At 61.3% G+C, this 16543-nt stretch carries 14 protein-coding genes and 1 tRNA gene; 9 read left to right on the top strand and 6 right to left on the bottom strand.

Translation table 11 applies throughout. From position 1 onward, the window contains the following. Window positions 1–278: 278 nt before the first annotated feature. Window positions 279–365, bottom strand: a tRNA-Leu gene (locus tag HEP69_RS06020). A gap of 182 nt (window positions 366–547) precedes the next feature. On the opposite strand from HEP69_RS06020, the gene HEP69_RS06015 reads away from it, so the two are divergent. Then, window positions 548–1528 (top strand): complex I NDUFA9 subunit family protein, encoded by a 981-nt coding sequence (locus tag HEP69_RS06015; RefSeq protein WP_290557656.1) that lies wholly within the window; start codon window positions 548–550, stop codon window positions 1526–1528. Here HEP69_RS06015 and HEP69_RS06010 read toward each other — a convergent pair whose 3' ends face one another. Continuing rightward, on the bottom strand, window positions 1529–2332 hold the full coding sequence (locus HEP69_RS06010) for an undecaprenyl-diphosphate phosphatase (RefSeq protein WP_290557655.1): 804 nt from the start codon (window positions 2330–2332) through the stop codon (window positions 1529–1531). Window positions 2333–2578: 246 nt separating this feature from the next. On the opposite strand from HEP69_RS06010, the gene HEP69_RS06005 reads away from it, so the two are divergent. Genes HEP69_RS06005 through gltB form a run of 4 tightly spaced genes read left to right on the top strand, consistent with a single transcriptional unit; the run spans window position 2579 to window position 9427 of the window. Further along, window positions 2579–4033, top strand: a complete 1455-nt coding sequence (locus HEP69_RS06005; protein WP_290557654.1) for an NAD(P)-dependent oxidoreductase — start codon at window positions 2579–2581, stop codon at window positions 4031–4033. Next, window positions 4030–4461: a GFA family protein gene (locus HEP69_RS06000; protein WP_290557653.1), complete on the top strand. Its 432-nt coding sequence runs from the start codon at window positions 4030–4032 to the stop codon at window positions 4459–4461. Before HEP69_RS06005 ends, HEP69_RS06000 begins: the two co-directional genes overlap by 4 nt. Then, window positions 4458–4898, top strand: a complete 441-nt coding sequence (locus tag HEP69_RS05995; protein ID WP_290557652.1) for a GFA family protein — start codon at window positions 4458–4460, stop codon at window positions 4896–4898. Before HEP69_RS06000 ends, HEP69_RS05995 begins: the two co-directional genes overlap by 4 nt. Next, the gene (gltB, locus tag HEP69_RS05990) at window positions 4895–9427 is read left to right on the top strand and encodes a glutamate synthase large subunit (protein WP_290557651.1); all 4533 of its coding nucleotides are present in this window, start codon (window positions 4895–4897) and stop codon (window positions 9425–9427) included. The genes HEP69_RS05995 and gltB overlap by 4 nt, the downstream gene beginning before the upstream one ends. 54 nt (window positions 9428–9481) lie before the next feature. On the opposite strand, the gene HEP69_RS05985 is transcribed toward gltB, so the two are convergent. Both HEP69_RS05985 and HEP69_RS05980 read right to left on the bottom strand, forming a co-directional pair. Continuing rightward, window positions 9482–9928 (bottom strand): pyridoxamine 5'-phosphate oxidase family protein, encoded by a 447-nt coding sequence (locus HEP69_RS05985; protein WP_290557650.1) that lies wholly within the window; start codon window positions 9926–9928, stop codon window positions 9482–9484. After that, window positions 9929–10444, bottom strand: coding sequence for a hydrolase (locus tag HEP69_RS05980; RefSeq protein ID WP_290557649.1), 516 nt, complete (start codon window positions 10442–10444; stop codon window positions 9929–9931). Between the two features lie 273 nt (window positions 10445–10717). Between HEP69_RS05980 and mtgA the strand changes: the two genes are divergently transcribed. From mtgA to HEP69_RS05960, 4 genes are all read left to right on the top strand, one after another. Further along, window positions 10718–11365, top strand: coding sequence for a monofunctional biosynthetic peptidoglycan transglycosylase (gene mtgA / locus HEP69_RS05975; protein ID WP_366111305.1), 648 nt, complete (start codon window positions 10718–10720; stop codon window positions 11363–11365). A gap of 61 nt (window positions 11366–11426) precedes the next feature. Beyond that, entirely contained in the window at window positions 11427–12092 is a 666-nt protein-coding gene (locus tag HEP69_RS05970) for a glutathione S-transferase family protein (protein WP_290557647.1), read from the top strand. 66 nt (window positions 12093–12158) lie between these two features. After that, window positions 12159–13190, top strand: coding sequence for a tRNA epoxyqueuosine(34) reductase QueG (gene queG / locus HEP69_RS05965; RefSeq protein ID WP_290557646.1), 1032 nt, complete (start codon window positions 12159–12161; stop codon window positions 13188–13190). Window positions 13191–13257: 67 nt separating this feature from the next. Then, window positions 13258–15261 carry a hydantoinase/oxoprolinase family protein gene (locus HEP69_RS05960; RefSeq protein WP_290557645.1) on the top strand — a complete coding sequence of 668 codons (2004 nt, stop codon included), beginning with the start codon at window positions 13258–13260 and terminating at the stop codon, window positions 15259–15261. 193 nt (window positions 15262–15454) lie between these two features. On the opposite strand, the gene msrA is transcribed toward HEP69_RS05960, so the two are convergent. Together msrA and msrB are read right to left on the bottom strand one after the other, a co-directional pair. After that, window positions 15455–15964 (bottom strand): peptide-methionine (S)-S-oxide reductase MsrA, encoded by a 510-nt coding sequence (gene msrA / locus HEP69_RS05955; RefSeq protein ID WP_290557644.1) that lies wholly within the window; start codon window positions 15962–15964, stop codon window positions 15455–15457. Beyond that, the gene (gene msrB, locus HEP69_RS05950) at window positions 15961–16410 is read right to left on the bottom strand and encodes a peptide-methionine (R)-S-oxide reductase MsrB (RefSeq protein WP_290557643.1); all 450 of its coding nucleotides are present in this window, start codon (window positions 16408–16410) and stop codon (window positions 15961–15963) included. Before msrB ends, msrA begins: the two co-directional genes overlap by 4 nt. Between the last annotated feature and the right edge of the window lie 133 nt (window positions 16411–16543).

Raw genomic sequence — 16543 nt, 5'->3', positions numbered from 1 at the left:
CTCGTTTTTGAGCCGTGAATCACGCAGCCAAGCAGAAATCAATGGGTCCTGAGCCTAGCTTGTATGGTTTGTCGCGACTCGCTGCTTTCTTGATATTCAGGTCTGTCAGAGCCATTGGGGGTATCAACCTTGCGCTGGGGGTATTGACCCCCATTTGATACCCCCAATAGTCAGTTTTTCGGGGGTATCGAGTGTTCTGCTATGTTCAGATTGATACCGCAAAAAGACGAAAAACTCAATGTTTTTGAGATCTTATGGTCATCTATGTTCGTGAAAATTGGTGCCCAGGAGAGGACTCGAACCTCCACATCGTTGCCAATACTAGCACCTGAAGCTAGCGCGTCTACCAATTCCGCCACCTGGGCAGGTGTCGTGAGCCGTGCGTTTAAGCGTCCCGGACTGGGCTGTCAAATGGATTCTGCGGCTTTGACGATGGATGCGGTGCTCAGCCCGGCTGGCCTTGATGCGCGGCGAATTTGCGGCTTGTTCCAAAAGGCTGCCAGCGCTAGATGAAACAGGCATCCAAGACACAGCAGGAGCGTAGCCCATGTCCAGTCTGGTGACGATTTACGGGGGATCCGGGTTCATCGGGCGCTATGTTGCGCGCCGTATGGCCAAGGAAGGGTGGCGCGTGCGCGTGGCCGTGCGTCGACCGAACGAAGCGATCTTTGTCAAACCCTATGGAGTCGTTGGTCAGGTTGAACCTGTGCTGTGCAATATCCGCGATGATGCTTCGGTCGGCGCGGTGATGCAGGGTGCGGATGCGGTGATCAACTGCGTCGGCATTCTTGCGCCTTCGGGCAAGAACACCTTTGACGCGGTGCAGGCTGAGGGTGCAGACCGGATCGCCCGGATTGCCGCCGAAAAGGGGATTGCACAGATGGTTCATGTGTCGGCCATCGGCGCCGATGCCGCATCGCAAAGCGACTACGCCCGGACCAAAGCCGCTGGCGAAGCCGCCGTTCTGAGCCATATGCCCGATGCGATGATCCTGCGCCCCTCCATCGTGTTCGGGCCTGAGGATCAGTTCTTCAATCGCTTCGCCTCAATGTCCCGGCTGGGTCCGATCCTGCCGGTTGTCGGGGCGGCGACACGGTTCCAGCCCGTCTATGTTGACGATGTCGCAAAGGCGGCGGTGTTGGGCGCAACGGGTGCCGCTCCTGGCGGCGTGTATGAGCTGGGAGGGCCAGATGTGACGACCTTCCGCGAACTGATGGGTGAAATGCTCTCGGTCATTCGGCGGCGGCGTCTTGTGTTGAACATTCCATTCCCGATCGCGATGTTGATGGGGTTCGCCTTTGACCTCCTGAACCGGGTTACGCTGGGCCTGATTCCTGCACAGATCACCCGGGACCAGGTGCGCAATCTGCGTCTGGACAATGTCGTTGCACCGGATGCGCAGGGTTTTGATGCGCTAGGGATCGCACCCACCGCGCTGGAGGCCGTTTTGCCGGAGTACTTGTGGCGGTTCCGCCCTTCGGGTCAGTATGAAGAAATCAAGGAAAGCGCCAAGAACCTGCGCACTTGATCAGCCATAGGCGATCACCAGCAAGATGATGCCCAGAACCACACGATAGATCACATATGGCGTAAAGCTGACGCTGCGCAGCAATCGCATCATGATCCCCAGCGCCAGTAGCGCCGCGAAAAAGGCAAAGACGGCGGCGATAGCGCCATCGCGGGCGGCCTGGGCGTCGGCACGCATGGCGACATCCGCACCCAGTACAACGCCGGAGGCGAGGATCGTGGGGATCGACATCAGCATGGCGAGCTTGGCAGCATCGTGCCTGGCATAGCCCAGCTGTCGCGCCGCGCTGATTGTGATGCCGGACCGCGATGTGCCGGGGATCAGCGCAACCGCCTGCCAAAGGCCCATGACGACAGCATGCCGCAGGCTCCACCGGTCGGCTGTGCGGTCCTGAGCGCCGGTTTGATCCGCCCAGTACAGAAAAAGACCAAAGATCACCATCGTCCACCCGATCACGGTGATCGACCGCATCGCCTCGCTCAGACCTGTGAGGTGCAGCGCCAACCCCAGCAGCATCACCGGCACGGTGGCAATGGCCAGACACAGTGCCAAGAACGCACCGGGCGTATCCACCCGCCCCCGCAAAAGCCGCCCGGTTCCGACAAGGGCCACCTTCACATCAGCCCAGAAAAATACGACCACCGCGATCAGCGTCCCGACATGCACAGCCACGTCGATAACCGCGCCCTGATCCTCAAGCGGGGTCAGGCCGGGCAGCAGAATCAGATGACCCGAGGACGAAACCGGCAGAAATTCGGTCACGCCCTGAATAAGCGCGATCAGGATAAGCTGATACAAAGGCATGTCAGAGACGAATCGCCCAAAGCCGTGATTTGATCACATCGGTATAAGTGCCCGGTTTCAAAAGAAAAGGCAGCATTTATATCCGAACCGGCCTTATATTTTACACGTCACTGCAAGAATCTATATTTCCGGTCGATATTTTCTGCATTATAGGTCAGTCTTTCTGACTTTTATTGCCAAAGATCTTCCTTTAAACACCCGGAACGCGCAAAACGCGCTGAGTTTCCCCAAAGCTGGAGTCAGGCCGTGGCCAAGCAACCGATGCTGAAATTCGTGACCATCGAACGCGACATGCCCGAAAAGCGGGACGCCGAGACCCGGCGTGAGGATTTTGACGAGATTTATGCAGAGTACGCGGACGCTAAGGCCAAGGAGCAATCGGCGCGGTGCAGCCAATGCGGCGTGCCCTATTGCCAGACCCATTGCCCGCTGCACAACAACATCCCCGACTGGCTGCGCCTGACCGCAGAAGGGCGGTTGAAAGAAGCATATGAGTTATCCCAGGCGACCAACACATTCCCGGAGATCTGCGGACGGATCTGCCCTCAGGACCGTCTCTGCGAGGGCAATTGTGTGATCGAGAAATCCGGCCATGGCACAGTCACCATCGGGTCGGTCGAGAAATACATCACCGACACCGCCTGGGACAACGGATGGGTGCAGCCGGTCTCGCCCACGCAGGAGCAGACGCAGAGCGTCGGGATCATCGGTGCCGGCCCCGGTGGTTTGGCCGCCGCCGAGCTTTTGCGCCGCGCGGGTGTGCAAGTCACTGTCTATGACCGCTATGACCGGGGTGGTGGATTGATGACCTATGGCATCCCCGGCTTCAAGCTGGAGAAAGACGTGGTCATGCGGCGCATGGATCAACTCGAACAGGGCGGAGTGAGCTTCGTTCTGAATTGCGATGTCGATTCCAGTATTTTCGCAACGATCCGAGCCGAGCACGACGCGATCATCCTCGCTACCGGTGTCTATAAATCTCGCGATCTCGACCTGCATGGCGCCGATGCCGACGGTGTGGTCAAGGCGATTGACTATCTGACCGCGTCCAACCGCAAAAGCTTTGGCGATGATGTGGCCGCATTTGACGGCGGTGCGCTCAATGCCGATGGCAAGCGGGTTGTGGTGATCGGCGGCGGCGACACGGCGATGGATTGCGTGCGCACGGCGATCCGTCAGGGGGCGACGTCGGTCAAATGTCTTTATCGGCGGGATCGCGCGAACATGCCCGGATCGCAGCGCGAGGTCGCCAATGCCGAGGAGGAAGGGGTGGTCTTTGAGTGGCTGAGCGCGCCCGACGGCTTCGAGACGGCCTTGGCCGACGCAAAGGAAGGCGCGCGGGTGACCGGCGTGAAAGTCCAAAAAATGCGCCTCGGCGCGCCCGATGCCACGGGCCGTCAGGCGCCTGAGCTGATCGAGGGGTCGGACTATGTCGAAGGCGCCGATCTGGTGATCAAGGCACTGGGGTTCGAGCCTGAAGACCTGCCCACCCTCTTTGGGGAGCCGGAGCTGACCGTCACCCGCTGGGGCACCATCAAGGCCGAATTCACCACCGGCAAGACCGCCCTGCCCGGCGTCTATGCGGTAGGCGATATCGTGCGTGGCGCCAGCCTGGTTGTCTGGGCGATCCGTGACGGGCGCGACTGCGCCGAAGCGATCCTGGCCGATCTGGGCGTCAGCACCGCGATCGCCGCGGAATGAGCACTGCGACGGGCACACTCACCGGGCAGTGCCTATGCGGCACCGTGACGATCACTACCACACAGTGGTCGGCGCAGGTGTCGGCCTGCCATTGTCGGTTGTGTCGTGTGTGGTCCGGCGGCGTGCAGTTCGGCTTTGACGCGCCGTGCGAGGCCGTAACTGTCACCGGGACGGTGCGAACCTTCCGGTCATCGAGCTTTGCAGAGAGGGCGTTCTGCCAGACCTGCGGCACATCCCTGTGGCTGCGCGACGATAACGGGCCCTATGAGTTCGTGCCCGGTTTTTTCGACGGCGCCAGCGAGCTGCCCCTGGTGCGTGAGGTCTATGCCGACCGCGCCTTCGCCTGCGCGACACTTGTCGGGGATCACCCGCGGGTCAGCCGCGCAGAGTATGAAGCGACCCAGCCCCATGTGGAGGATCAGACATGAGTAGTAAGACAGGTGGATGCCTCTGCAACGCGGTCCGCTACACGCTGGCCACGGCACCCGATCACGTGGATTACTGCCATTGCAGCATGTGCCGGAAATTCGGCGGCCCGATGGGGCTCGAAGTGCAACCGGGCGGCATTGTCTGGGAGGGGGAGGATCAGATCCAGACCTATGCCTCCTCCGAATGGGCGGAGCGCGGGTTTTGCCGCACCTGCGGATCCAGCCTCTTTTGGCGGATGACGGCAGAGGGGCCGGGACAAGGGATGCTGTCGCTGAATGCCGGAACGCTGGACGATATGAGCGGCCTGCCCTTGAAAACAGAGATTTATATTGATCACAAACCGGACGGCTATGCCTTTGCCGGGCAAACCACGAAAATGACAGAGGCCGAAGTGATGGCCCTGTTCGCCGCCCCCGATGAAGGAGACAGCCAATGACCACATATGACGCAGATTGGGCCAAGGCCGAAGAAACCCGCCGCGCATGGGTGGCCGAGAACGGGCTCTATTCGGAAGCGGAAGAGCATTCCTCCTGCGGTGTCGGACTTGTTGTATCGCTCAATGGCAAGAAAAGCCGTCAGGTGGTCGAAAACGGTCTTCAGGCGCTCAAGGCGATCTGGCATCGCGGTGCTGTGGATGCGGATGGCAAAACCGGCGATGGCGCAGGCATTCATGTGCAGATCCCGGTGCCGTTTTTCTATGATCAGATCGAACGGACCGGGCACACACCCAACAAGGATCAGCTGATCGCGGTGGGTCAGGTGTTTCTACCTCGGACCGATTTCGGCGCCCAGGAGACGTGCCGGACCATCGTCGAGACCGAAGTCCTCCGCATGGGCCACTATATCTATGGCTGGCGGCATGTGCCGGTCGATATCTCGGTCCTTGGGGAAAAGGCCAACGCGACCCGGCCCGAGATCGAGCAGATCCTGATTTCCAACACCAAGGGTGTGGATGAGGAAACGTTCGAGCGCGAGCTTTACGTGATCCGCCGCCGGATCGAGAAGGCCGCGCAGGCGGCGGGTATCGGCGGGCTTTACATCGCGTCGCTATCGTGCCGGTCGATCATCTACAAGGGCATGATGCTGGCCGAGCAGGTGGGAGAGTTCTATCCCGACCTGATGGATACCCGGTTCGAGAGCGCCTTTGCGATCTATCACCAGCGCTATTCGACCAACACTTTTCCGCAATGGTGGCTGGCGCAGCCCTTCCGCATGCTGGCCCATAACGGCGAGATCAACACGCTCAAGGGCAATATCAACTGGATGAAAAGCCATGAGATCCGAATGGCCTCCGGCGCGTTCGGCGACATGGCCGAAGATATCAAGCCGATCATCCCGCAGGGCTCGTCGGATAGCGCGGCTCTGGATGCGGTGTTTGAGGTGCTGGTGCGCGCAGGCCGCAATGCGCCCATGGCCAAGACCATGCTGGTGCCCGAAAGCTGGTCGAAACAGGCGGTGGAACTGCCGCAGGCCTGGCGGGACATGTATTCCTATTGCAATTCGGTGATGGAGCCATGGGATGGCCCCGCAGCGCTGGCCATGACCGACGGGCGCTGGGTCTGTGCCGGGCTTGACCGGAACGGGTTGCGCCCGATGCGCTATGTGGTGACCGGTGATGGGCTGCTGATTGCTGGGTCCGAGGCCGGAATGGTCCCGATTGATGAGTCGGTCGTGCGCGAAAAGGGCGCCCTGGGTCCGGGCCAGATGATTGCCGTGGATATGGAAAAGGGCGGTCTTTTTCACGATACCGAGATCAAGGACAAACTGGCTTCCGCACAGCCTTTTGGTGAATGGGTAAGCAAGATCAACGACATGGGCGTGGCCCTGTCGGGTGTAACCGAACGACCGCTGTTTTCGGGTCCTGAACTGCGGCAGCGTCAGATCGCAGCGGGCTATACCATCGAAGAACTGGAGCAAATCCTGGCGCCGATGGCCGAGGATGGCAAGGAAACGCTGGCCTCGATGGGCGATGACACGCCGTCTGCCGTGCTGTCCAAAAAGTACCGCCCGCTCAGCCATTTTTTCCGCCAGAACTTCAGCCAGGTCACCAACCCGCCCATTGACAGTTTGCGCGAATACCGGGTCATGAGCCTGAAGACCCGGTTCGGAAACCTCAAGAACGTGCTGGACGAAGACAGCTCCCAAACGGAAATCATCGTCCTGGAAAGCCCCTTTGTCGGAAATGCCCAGTGGGATGAGCTTGTCGAGGCGTTCAATGCACCTTTGGTCGAGATTGATTGCACCTTTGAGACCGGGGATGGCGCACTGAACGCAGGTCTTGCCCGGATCCGGTCAGAGGCCGAGGATGCCGTACGCTCGGGCGCGGGTCATATCGTGCTGACCGACCAGCATTCGGATCAGGGCAAGGTCGCGATGCCGATGATCCTGGCCACTTCCGCCGTCCACAGCCACCTGACCCGCCAGGGGCTGCGCACTTTCTGTTCGTTGGGTGTGCGCAGCGCAGAATGCATCGACCCGCATTACTTTGCCGTGCTGATCGGCTGCGGCGCGACAGTGGTCAACGCCTATCTTGCCGAAGACAGCCTCGCCGACCGGATCGACCGCGGCCTGCTGGACGGCACCCTGACCGAGGCTGTCGCGCGCTATCGCGAGGCAATCGACCAGGGCCTGTTGAAAATCATGGCCAAGATGGGGATCAGTGTCATCTCGTCTTATCGCGGCGGGCTGAATTTCGAGGCCGTGGGTCTGAGCCGCGCGATGTGTGCGGAGTTTTTCCCCGGCATGACCAGCCGCATCTCGGGCATCGGGGTGCTGGGGATTCAGCGCAAGGCCGAGGCGATCCACGCCAAGGGCTGGACGTCTGGATTGGATGTTCTACCAATCGGCGGCTTTTACAAGGCGCGCAAATCCGGCGAGACGCATGCCTGGGAAGCGACGTCGATGCATATGCTGCAAACGGCGTGCAACACCGCGTCTTATGAGCTGTGGAAGCAGTATTCGGCGAAGATGGCGAGCAACCCGCCGATCCATCTGCGGGATCTTCTGGACATCAAGCCGATGGGCAAGCCCGTGCCTTTGGAAGAGGTCGAAAGCATCACCGCGATCCGCAAACGGTTCGTGACGCCGGGGATGAGTTTGGGGGCGCTCAGCCCCGAAGCGCATAAGACGCTGAATGTGGCGATGAACCGGATCGGGGCGAAGTCCGACAGCGGCGAAGGGGGCGAGGATCCGGCGCATTTCGTGCCCGAACCCAATGGGGACAACCCGTCGGCCAAGATCAAGCAGGTGGCCTCGGGCCGGTTTGGCGTAACCGCCGAATATCTCAACCATTGCGAAGAGCTGGAGATCAAGGTCGCTCAAGGCGCCAAGCCTGGTGAAGGCGGGCAGTTGCCCGGCATGAAGGTGACCGAGCTGATCGCGCGGCTGCGGCATTCGACGCCGGGTGTGACGCTGATCTCGCCCCCGCCGCATCACGATATCTATTCGATCGAGGATCTGGCCCAGCTGATCTATGATCTGAAACAGATCAATCCGCGCTGCAAGGTGACGGTGAAGCTGGTGGCCTCAAGCGGTGTCGGCACAATCGCCGCCGGTGTGGCCAAGGCCAAGGCCGATATCATCCTGATATCGGGGCATAACGGCGGAACGGGCGCGTCGCCCGCAACCTCGATCAAGTACGCGGGCCTGCCCTGGGAGATGGGTCTGACCGAGGCGCATCAGGTGCTGGCGATGAACAACCTGCGCGACCGCATCACGCTGAGGACAGATGGCGGGTTGCGGACTGGCCGCGATATCGTCATGGCCGCGATGCTGGGGGCCGAGGAATACGGCATCGGAACCGCGGCGCTGATCGCGATGGGCTGTATCATGGTGCGCCAGTGCCAGTCCAACACCTGCCCCGTCGGGGTTTGCACCCAGGATGAAAGCCTGAGGGAAAAATTCACCGGCAATGCCGACAAGGTCGTGAACCTGATCACCTTCTATGCCTCGGAGGTGCGCGAAATCCTCGCCTCTATTGGCGCGCGCAGCCTGGATGACGTGATCGGACGCGCGGATCTGCTGGCGCAGGTATCGCGCGGCTCGGCGCATCTGGACGATCTGGATCTCAACCCGATGCTGATCACCGTCGATGGGGCGCAGGACATCGTCTATGACCGTGATAAAAAGCGCAACAAGGTACCCCATACGCTGGATGCCGAGATTGTGCGCGATGCGCGGCGGTTCCTGGAGGACGGCGAGAAGATGCAGTTGAGCTATGCGGTGCAGAACACCCACCGTACCGTGGGCACCCGTACCTCAAGCCACATCGTGCAGAATTTCAGGATGCGCAACGCGCTCCAGCCCGATCACCTGACGGTCAAACTGCAAGGATCGGCCGGGCAGTCGCTGGGTGCGTTTGCCGCGCCGGGTCTCAAGCTCGAAGTGGCGGGAGACGCCAATGATTATGTCGGCAAGGGGCTCTCTGGCGGTATGATTGTGGTGCGACCGCCGATGGCCAGCCCGCTCAAGGCCGATGAAAACACGATCATCGGCAACACCGTGCTTTATGGCGCGACCGATGGCTATCTCTTTGCAGCGGGCCGCGCGGGTGAGCGGTTTGCCGTGCGCAATTCCGGCGCAAAGGTGGTAATTGAGGGGTGTGGATCGAACGGGTGTGAGTACATGACCGGCGGTGTCGCTGTTATTCTGGGCGATATCGGCGCGAACTTTGGCGCGGGCATGACCGGTGGGATGGCGTACCTCCACGATCCAGATGGCAAGGCCGAGACGTTGATGAACCTCGAGACCCTGGTCACCTGCCCGGTCACCGTGCCCCATTGGGAAGGTCAGTTGAAAGGTCTGATCGAGCGTCATGCCAAGGAAACGCTCAGCCGCAAGGCCGCCGACATCCTGCAACACTGGGATCTTGAAAAGGGCAATTTCCTCCAGGTCTGCCCAAAAGAGATGCTGGTCCATCTGCCGGCACCTTTGGGTGTGGAAGAGACTGCGGTTCCCGCAGAGTGAACCAGCCTAGATCAAAGAGCCCCGGACACCGCTCCGGGGCCCTTTGCTTCTGCATCAGGGCGTTAAGTTTTCGATGTGGCCAAACCCCTTGGTGTAATCCAGTAGCGAGATCGCCACCGGATCAATCCGGAAAATGATCAGTTCGCCGGGCACAACCCCTTCATATCCAGACATCTGCGGGAACTTGGCAAACATCAATCCGGCGACCTTGTCAAACTCCGCCTGGTCTGTGACCTGCCGGGCCAACCCGCCCAGCGACACTCCAACGATCTCGTCCCAACTGGAATAGGGGCGGTTGATCGTCAGCGAGACCTTGTCGCATGTGCCGATGTTCTGGGCTTTCTGCGCATCATTTGTCGTGCCGAAATACACGATCAGGCCGTCGTTGACATAGCTGACGGTCGTAGCCTGGGGGAATCCGTCTGGCCGAACCGTCGCAAGGGTCATGTCATCTGTTTGGCCGATGATGTCGATAACCCGTTGTTTCTGGGTTGCGTTCATTCATATCTCCTGTGTCCGCGCAACGCCCACGACATAGTTCTTGCCATAGGCCTTGGCGCATTTCGGACATGTCGTGAAAAAGAAGTAGACGTCCGAGGGTGTCTTGCCGCGGGCGCGCACGAGATCTTGCATCTGCTCTTGCCATCGCTTGGTCTCGCGATAAGGGCCTTCGAACACCTTGGAGACGAAATCCCCCGACAGAGTCGTCATATCCTCGTCGGGGACATCGCGGGGCACCGCAAAGAGATGCTCGGCTTTCCAGGCGCTCAGATCCCGGCTGAGGACGATGATGTCGGCCTTGTCGTACCCGCCAGATGCGTCGATATGGGAGTGTACGCGGCTAAAGACACGACCCATGTCCAGCGGGATGTGCATGGCGCTGTGTGTAATGGCGCGCAGGAACCTCTTGTTCTCAAAGTGCAGCTCTTGCGCGTCCCAACCGGTGGGGTCGAAGCGCGCGCAACACTCTGTCGGTGTGTCGCTATCGTCATAATACGGAACCTGGTTTGTCTGCATGTCGGTCTTCCGATGCTGAGAGGTCGAGTATACGCCCGATCTGCTGGGCTGGCTTGCGATAGATCAATTGCCCAGACCGGGTTTTCAGAAGGGGGCTGGCAACCTATAGCTGGGGTCATGGCAAAACGGTCGGGCACATCCGGAAAAAGAACCGCATCCAGGGCCAGCAAAGGTCCCGGGCGGGGAAAAAAATCCACGGCTAGGGGGGTGGAAGCAGCGGCGCGGCGCGGGTTGACCCGCAGGCCGTTCCGCCCGTTCAGGTGGTTAGGATTCTTGGCTTTACGGACAATCACCATCGCTATTCTGGGCACAGTTGCGCTGATTTTGGCGCTGGCGGTGATCAACCCGCCCACCACATATTACATGTGGTCCGAAGGGCGCCGTCTGGGCGGCGTCGATCAGGCATGGGTGCCCCTGGAAGAGATTGCGCCAGTCATGCCCCGATCGGTCGTTGCGGCGGAGGATGCCAATTACTGCACCCATTGGGGGTTTGACGTCGTGGCAATCCGCACCGCGCTGGAGGAGGGATCGGGGCGCGGCGCCTCGACCATCAGCCAGCAGGTGGTCAAGAATGTCTTCCTCTGGCATGGGCGGTCCTGGACCCGCAAGGCGCTGGAGGCCGCGATCACCCCGGCGGTCGAAGCCATCTGGTCCAAGCGGCGCATTCTTGAGGTTTATCTGAACGTGGCGGAGTTTGATGAGGGCGTCTTTGGCATAGAGGCCGCATCGCGCCATTACTTTGGCATCGGGCCCGAAGACCTGAGTGCAGGGCAGGCCGCCAGGCTGGCCGCGGTGTTGCCCGCACCCAAAGTCCGCTCGGCCTCTGCCCCCACGGACCGTCTGCGCAGACGAGCGGCCAGCATCATGGACGGGGCGGCCACCATTCGCGCAGATGGGCGCGCGGCCTGTTTCGAGGATTGATCATTCGCGCGCGGCGGGGCAAGTAGGGACAGCCCCTTGGAAAGTTGATGTTCAGATTTGCATGGCCCGTTTGTTTCACGTCCCCCTCTCTCCGTTTTGCCGCAAGGTGCGTCTGAGCCTTGCAGAGAAGAAGATCGAGGTCGAATTGGTCGAGGAACGCTATTGGGAACAGGATCCGGATTTCCTGCGCCGCAACCCCGCCGGTAAGGTCCCTGTCATCAAGCTCGACGGTAAGATGATGGCGGAGAGCGGCGCCATCTGCGAGTATATTGAGGAGACCCGGCCCGAACCGCCGCTGATGCCCAAGGACGCCGAGGGACGGTATGAGGTCCGACGCTTGGTGACCTGGTTCGATGACAAGTTTCACACCGAGGTCACTTCGAATCTGCTCTATGAGCGGGTCAACAAGAAGGTGACCAAACAAGGGTATCCAGACAGCAAGAACGTCAAGGCCGGGGCCCGCGCGATCAAGTATCACCTTGATTACATGAGCTGGCTGCTGGATCATCGCCGCTGGCTGGCGGGCGATGTGATGACGCTGGCCGATTTCGCCGCGGCCGCGCATCTATCGTCGCTCGATTACATATCGGACGTGGATTGGAACCGATCCCAAGCCGTCAAGGACTGGTATGCCAAGATCAAATCGCGCCCGGCGTTCCGGTCCATCCTGGCAGATCAGATCTCGGGCTTTCCGCCGCCTGCGCATTATGCCGATCTGGATTTTTGAGCTGAGCCGGATCCGGGGGGCGCTGCCCCCCTTGCCCCCCCGGGAATATTTCTGGCCAGAAGAAGCATGGACGCGGTGAAAGAGCGGCTGGTTGCGCGCGCCCTTGAAGAAGGGTTCGTCTCGGCGCGCGTCTGCCGACCCGATGCGGTGCCGGAGGTTCCGGCCCGGCTGGGGGCGTTTCTGGAGGCCGGGTTTCATGGCCAGATGGGATGGATGGAGCGGCGCGTGGAGTGGCGGGGCAATCCTGCCGCGCTCTGGCCCGAGGCACGGTCGGTGCTGATGCTGGCGGAAAGCTATACGCCCGAGCACGATCCGATGGAACGGCTGGCCTGGCGCGACCGGGGGGTGATTTCGGTTTACGCACAGAACCGGGATTACCATGATCTGGTCAAAAGGCGGCTCAAGCGGCTGGGGCGCTGGCTGCTTGATGCAGCAGGCGGGCAGATCAAGGTTTTTGTGGATACCGCCCCGGTTCCCGAAAAGGCTTTGGCTCAAGCCGCCGGATTGGGCTGGCAGGGCAAACACACCAATCTGTTGAGCCGGGATTGGGGCAACTGGGCCTTCATTGGCTCTGTCTTCACCACGCTGGACTTGGAGCCGGACGCAAGGGAAGCGGATCATTGCGGATCGTGTCGCGCCTGCCTCGATATCTGTCCGACAAATGCGTTTCCGGCGCCTTACCGGCTGGATGCGCGGCGTTGCATCTCGTATCTGACCATCGAGCATCACGGCCCGGTGGAGGAGGCATTGCGCCCGCTGATGGGCAATCGGATCTATGGGTGCGACGATTGTCTGGCGGTTTGTCCATGGAACAAATTCGCGGTGGCCGCCAGCGATATTCGCTATGCTGCGCGCCAGGACCTGGAGGCGCCCCGGCTCGCGGATCTCGCGGGCCTGGACGATGCGGGGTTTCGGGCCATGTTCTCGGGGTCTCCGATCAAGCGGATCGGACGTAATCGATTTGTCCGCAATGTTCTTTACGCGATTGGAAACTCGGGAGAGGCGGAGTTGATCGCGACTGCCAAGGCCCTTTGCACGGACCCCGATCCAACCGTGGCGGATGCGGCGCGCTGGGCCGTGAAACGGCTGTCACTATGACGCAAACAGGCGCGACGCGGCGGGTTTGCGCCTTAGATCAAGATCACACGGGCTGAGGGAGTTTGGGATGGCTGTACTTTTGGGCGTCGATACGGGCGGCACCTATACAGACGCGGTTCTGATCCGCGACGAGACAGAGGTCCTGGCAAGCGCCAAGGCGCTGACCACACGGCACGATCTTGCGGAAGGGATTGGCGCCGCCGTGCGGGCGGTGCTGGAGGCCGCAGGGCTGCGCGGTAAAGAGGTCGGGATGGCCGCGCTGTCGACAACCTTGGCCACCAATGCGCTGGTCGAAGGGCAAGGCGAACGTGTCGGCCTGGTCTTTATCGGCTTCCGCGAAACCGATCTGATCAAGCATCGTATTTCCGACGCGTTGAAAGGCGATCCGGTTTGCGTTCTGGCAGGCGGGCACGACCACAGTGGCAGTGAGGTCCGGCGTCTGGATGAGGTCGGGCTCTTGACCTTTCTAGAGACACATAACCAGGGTGTTTCGGGTTGGGCTGTGGCCGCGCAGTTTGCAACGCGCAACCCGGGCCATGAGCTGCGCGCGGCGGAGATCATCGGCGCGGCGACGGGCGCTCCGGTGACTTGTTCGCATCAACTCTCGGCACGGCTGAACGGCCCGAAGCGGGCGGTCACGGCGGTGCTGAACGCGCGGCTGATCGGAATGATCGACCGGCTGATCGCGCGGGCGGGCGACAGCCTGGCCGGTCTTGGGATTGACGCGCGGCTGATGGTGGTGCGCGGCGACGGAGCCCTGATGTCCGCCGAACAGGCGCGGTTGCGACCGATCGAGACGATTTTGTCCGGGCCGGCAGCCTCCATCGTGGGCGCGCGCTGGCTGACCGGGGTGACGGATGGGCTGGTATCGGACATCGGCGGGACGACCACCGACGTGGCGGTGCTCCGGGACGGGCGGCCGGCGATTGACCCGGATGGCGCGCGCGTGGGGGGATTTCGTACAATGGTCGAGGCGGTAGCGATGCGCACGACCGGCCTGGGAGGCGACAGTCAGGTCCATGTAGAGACCGACGGGCTCGGCGGCGGTGTGCGTTTGGGGCCGCGCCGGGTGGTGCCGGTGTCGCTGATGGCAATAGACGCGCCCGATCTGGTGCACCGCACGATGGAGGCGCAGCTGCGCAGTGCCACGCCGGGAGAGTTGGACGCGCGATTTGCGCGGCTTGTTCCCGGTGTGTCCCGTGCGGGCCTTGGGGATCGCGAGGCCGCGCTGATGGAGCGGATCGGCGATGGGGTGCAAGCCCTGACAGCGGTGCTGCGGACGCGGATGGATCACGGGGCGCTGACCAAGCTGGTGGGGCGTGGAATCGTTCAGGTGGCGGGGGTCACGCCGTCGGATGCGTCCCATGTCCTGGGACTGTCTGAAGCCTGGGACGCCACCGCCGCACGTATGGCGGTGGAGCTTATGGCGCGCAAACGGGTGGGCACCGGCGAAAGGTTGGCGCCGGATGCGGACAGGCTGGCGCGCATGATTGTGATGCAATTGCAGGAGCAGACCACGATGGCCCTGTTAGAGACTGCTTTTGCAGAAGAAACCGCGGCGTTTGAGGGCACGCCAGAGGCCCTGTCGCGCCATGTATTGACCCGGCTCGGACTGGTCGGGCATCGTGGGTTACTGGCCGTTGACCTCGCGCTGAACGTTCCGGTCATCGGGCTGGGCGCCTCGGCCCCGACCTATTATCCTGAAGTCGGGACTCGCCTGCGGTGCGATATGGTGCTGCCCGAGCACGCCGGGGTGGCCAATGCCGTCGGCGCTGTCGTGGGCCGCGTCACTGTGCGCCGCTCGGGCACGGTCACAGCGCCGTCAGAAGGTCTCTACCGTGTGCATCTGGAAACTCCGGAGGATTTCAACGATCCGGCCACGGCCCTGACCCGATTGGAGGCTGTGTTGCGCGACAGCGTCGAAGGACATGCCCGCGCCGCGGGGGCCGGGGATATCGAGATACACATGCAACGTCATATCAAGACCGCACAGGCCGAAGCGCGAGAGGTGTTTGTGGAGGCCGAGATCGTCGCGGAAGCCAGTGGACGCCCTCGGGTGGCCTCGGGCTGACACCGGCAGATACGCGATGTTCGCACCCTGCCGTGCCCTCGCGCGATGATGCCGTTTCGGGCGCTCTTGGATGCGCCCGCCCGTCACGTCTCTGAATGGCGCACAGTAGGTCAAAACGCCGTGCCGCCGATCAGAAAGACGATGGTGGAGGGGCGCTTGGAGCACGTCGCGCCCCTCCGGTTTACCGGCTATGCTATTCCGCCGCGTCCCGTTTCGGAAGCACCCAGTCCGGGCGCAGGAAATGGCAGGTATAGCCATGTGGAACGCGCTGCAGATAATCCTGATGCTCCGGCTCGGCCTCCCAGAAATCTCCAACTGGTTCCAGCTCGGTCACCACTTTGCCGGGCCAGAGGCCAGAGGCATTCACATCGGCAATCGTGTCGAGTGCCGTCTCTTTCTGCGCCTCATCGACAAAATAGATCGCCGAGCGATAGCTGAGACCCCGATCATTGCCCTGCCGGTTCAGGGTGGTTGGATCATGGATCTGAAAAAAGAATTCCAACAGGCGGCGATAGCTCATCACCTCGGGGTCGAACATGATCTCGATCCCCTCGGCATGGGTACCGTGGTTGCGATAGGTGGCGTTGGGAATATCGCCGCCAGTGTATCCGACCCGGGTGCTGTGGACGCCGGGCATATGGCGGATCAACTCCTCCATCCCCCAGAAACATCCTCCCGCCAAAACAGCGCGTTCAAGGCTCATGCGACATCCTCCACTTGGTCCAAATACTCACCATACCCCTCGGCCACCATATCATCGCGATGCACAAAGCGCAGAGAGGCTGAGTTGATGCAATACCGCAGCCCGCCCCGATCGCGCGGCCCGTCGGGAAAGACATGGCCCAGATGGCTGTCGCCAAAGGTCGAGCGCACCTCGGTTCGGATCATGCCCAGCGAGTGGTCGTTAAGCTCCTGGATATGGGCAGGCTCGATCGGTTTGGTGAAGCTGGGCCAGCCACACCCGCTTTCGTATTTGTCGGCGGAAGCGAAGAGCGGCTCACCCGAGACGATATCGACATAGATGCCCGGTTCCTTGTTGTTCAAGAGCTTGCCAGTGCCAGGCCGTTCCGTGCCATTCTCTTGTGTGACCCTGAACTCTTCGGGGGACAGGGTGGCAATCGTGTCAGGATTCTTGGTGTATTTATTCATCGGATCCCTCCCATCATCATCTGGTATCTAAGATGGCACCTTTGGTGCGAAAGGGAAGGGATGTTTCGCCACCCTCGCGATGAGGTGAGGTGATCTGTTCAGACGGGCTGTCCGTATCTATATCTGATGAAGG

Origin of the sequence: Aestuariivita sp., from assembly GCF_021404545.1 — a bacterium.
In the GTDB taxonomy this organism is placed as follows: domain Bacteria; phylum Pseudomonadota; class Alphaproteobacteria; order Rhodobacterales; family Rhodobacteraceae; genus Aestuariivita.
This window is presented reverse-complemented; position numbering and strand designations above follow the sequence as displayed.

Bases quoted from the DNA above. Each gene is read 5' to 3' on its own strand.
- HEP69_RS06015 (WP_290557656.1), top strand. From the start codon at position 548: ATGTCCAGTCTGGTGACGATTTACGGGGGATCCGGGTTCATCGGGCGC.
- HEP69_RS06010 (WP_290557655.1), bottom strand. From the start codon at position 2,332: ATGCCTTTGTATCAGCTTATCCTGATCGCGCTTATTCAGGGCGTGACC.
- HEP69_RS06000 (WP_290557653.1), top strand. From the start codon at position 4,030: ATGAGCACTGCGACGGGCACACTCACCGGGCAGTGCCTATGCGGCACC.
- HEP69_RS05995 (WP_290557652.1), top strand. From the start codon at position 4,458: ATGAGTAGTAAGACAGGTGGATGCCTCTGCAACGCGGTCCGCTACACG.
- gltB (WP_290557651.1), top strand. From the start codon at position 4,895: ATGACCACATATGACGCAGATTGGGCCAAGGCCGAAGAAACCCGCCGC.
- HEP69_RS05985 (WP_290557650.1), bottom strand. From the start codon at position 9,928: ATGAACGCAACCCAGAAACAACGGGTTATCGACATCATCGGCCAAACA.
- HEP69_RS05980 (WP_290557649.1), bottom strand. From the start codon at position 10,444: ATGCAGACAAACCAGGTTCCGTATTATGACGATAGCGACACACCGACA.
- HEP69_RS05970 (WP_290557647.1), top strand. From the start codon at position 11,427: ATGGCCCGTTTGTTTCACGTCCCCCTCTCTCCGTTTTGCCGCAAGGTG.
- queG (WP_290557646.1), top strand. From the start codon at position 12,159: ATGGACGCGGTGAAAGAGCGGCTGGTTGCGCGCGCCCTTGAAGAAGGG.
- HEP69_RS05960 (WP_290557645.1), top strand. From the start codon at position 13,258: ATGGCTGTACTTTTGGGCGTCGATACGGGCGGCACCTATACAGACGCG.
- msrA (WP_290557644.1), bottom strand. From the start codon at position 15,964: ATGAGCCTTGAACGCGCTGTTTTGGCGGGAGGATGTTTCTGGGGGATG.
- msrB (WP_290557643.1), bottom strand. From the start codon at position 16,410: ATGAATAAATACACCAAGAATCCTGACACGATTGCCACCCTGTCCCCC.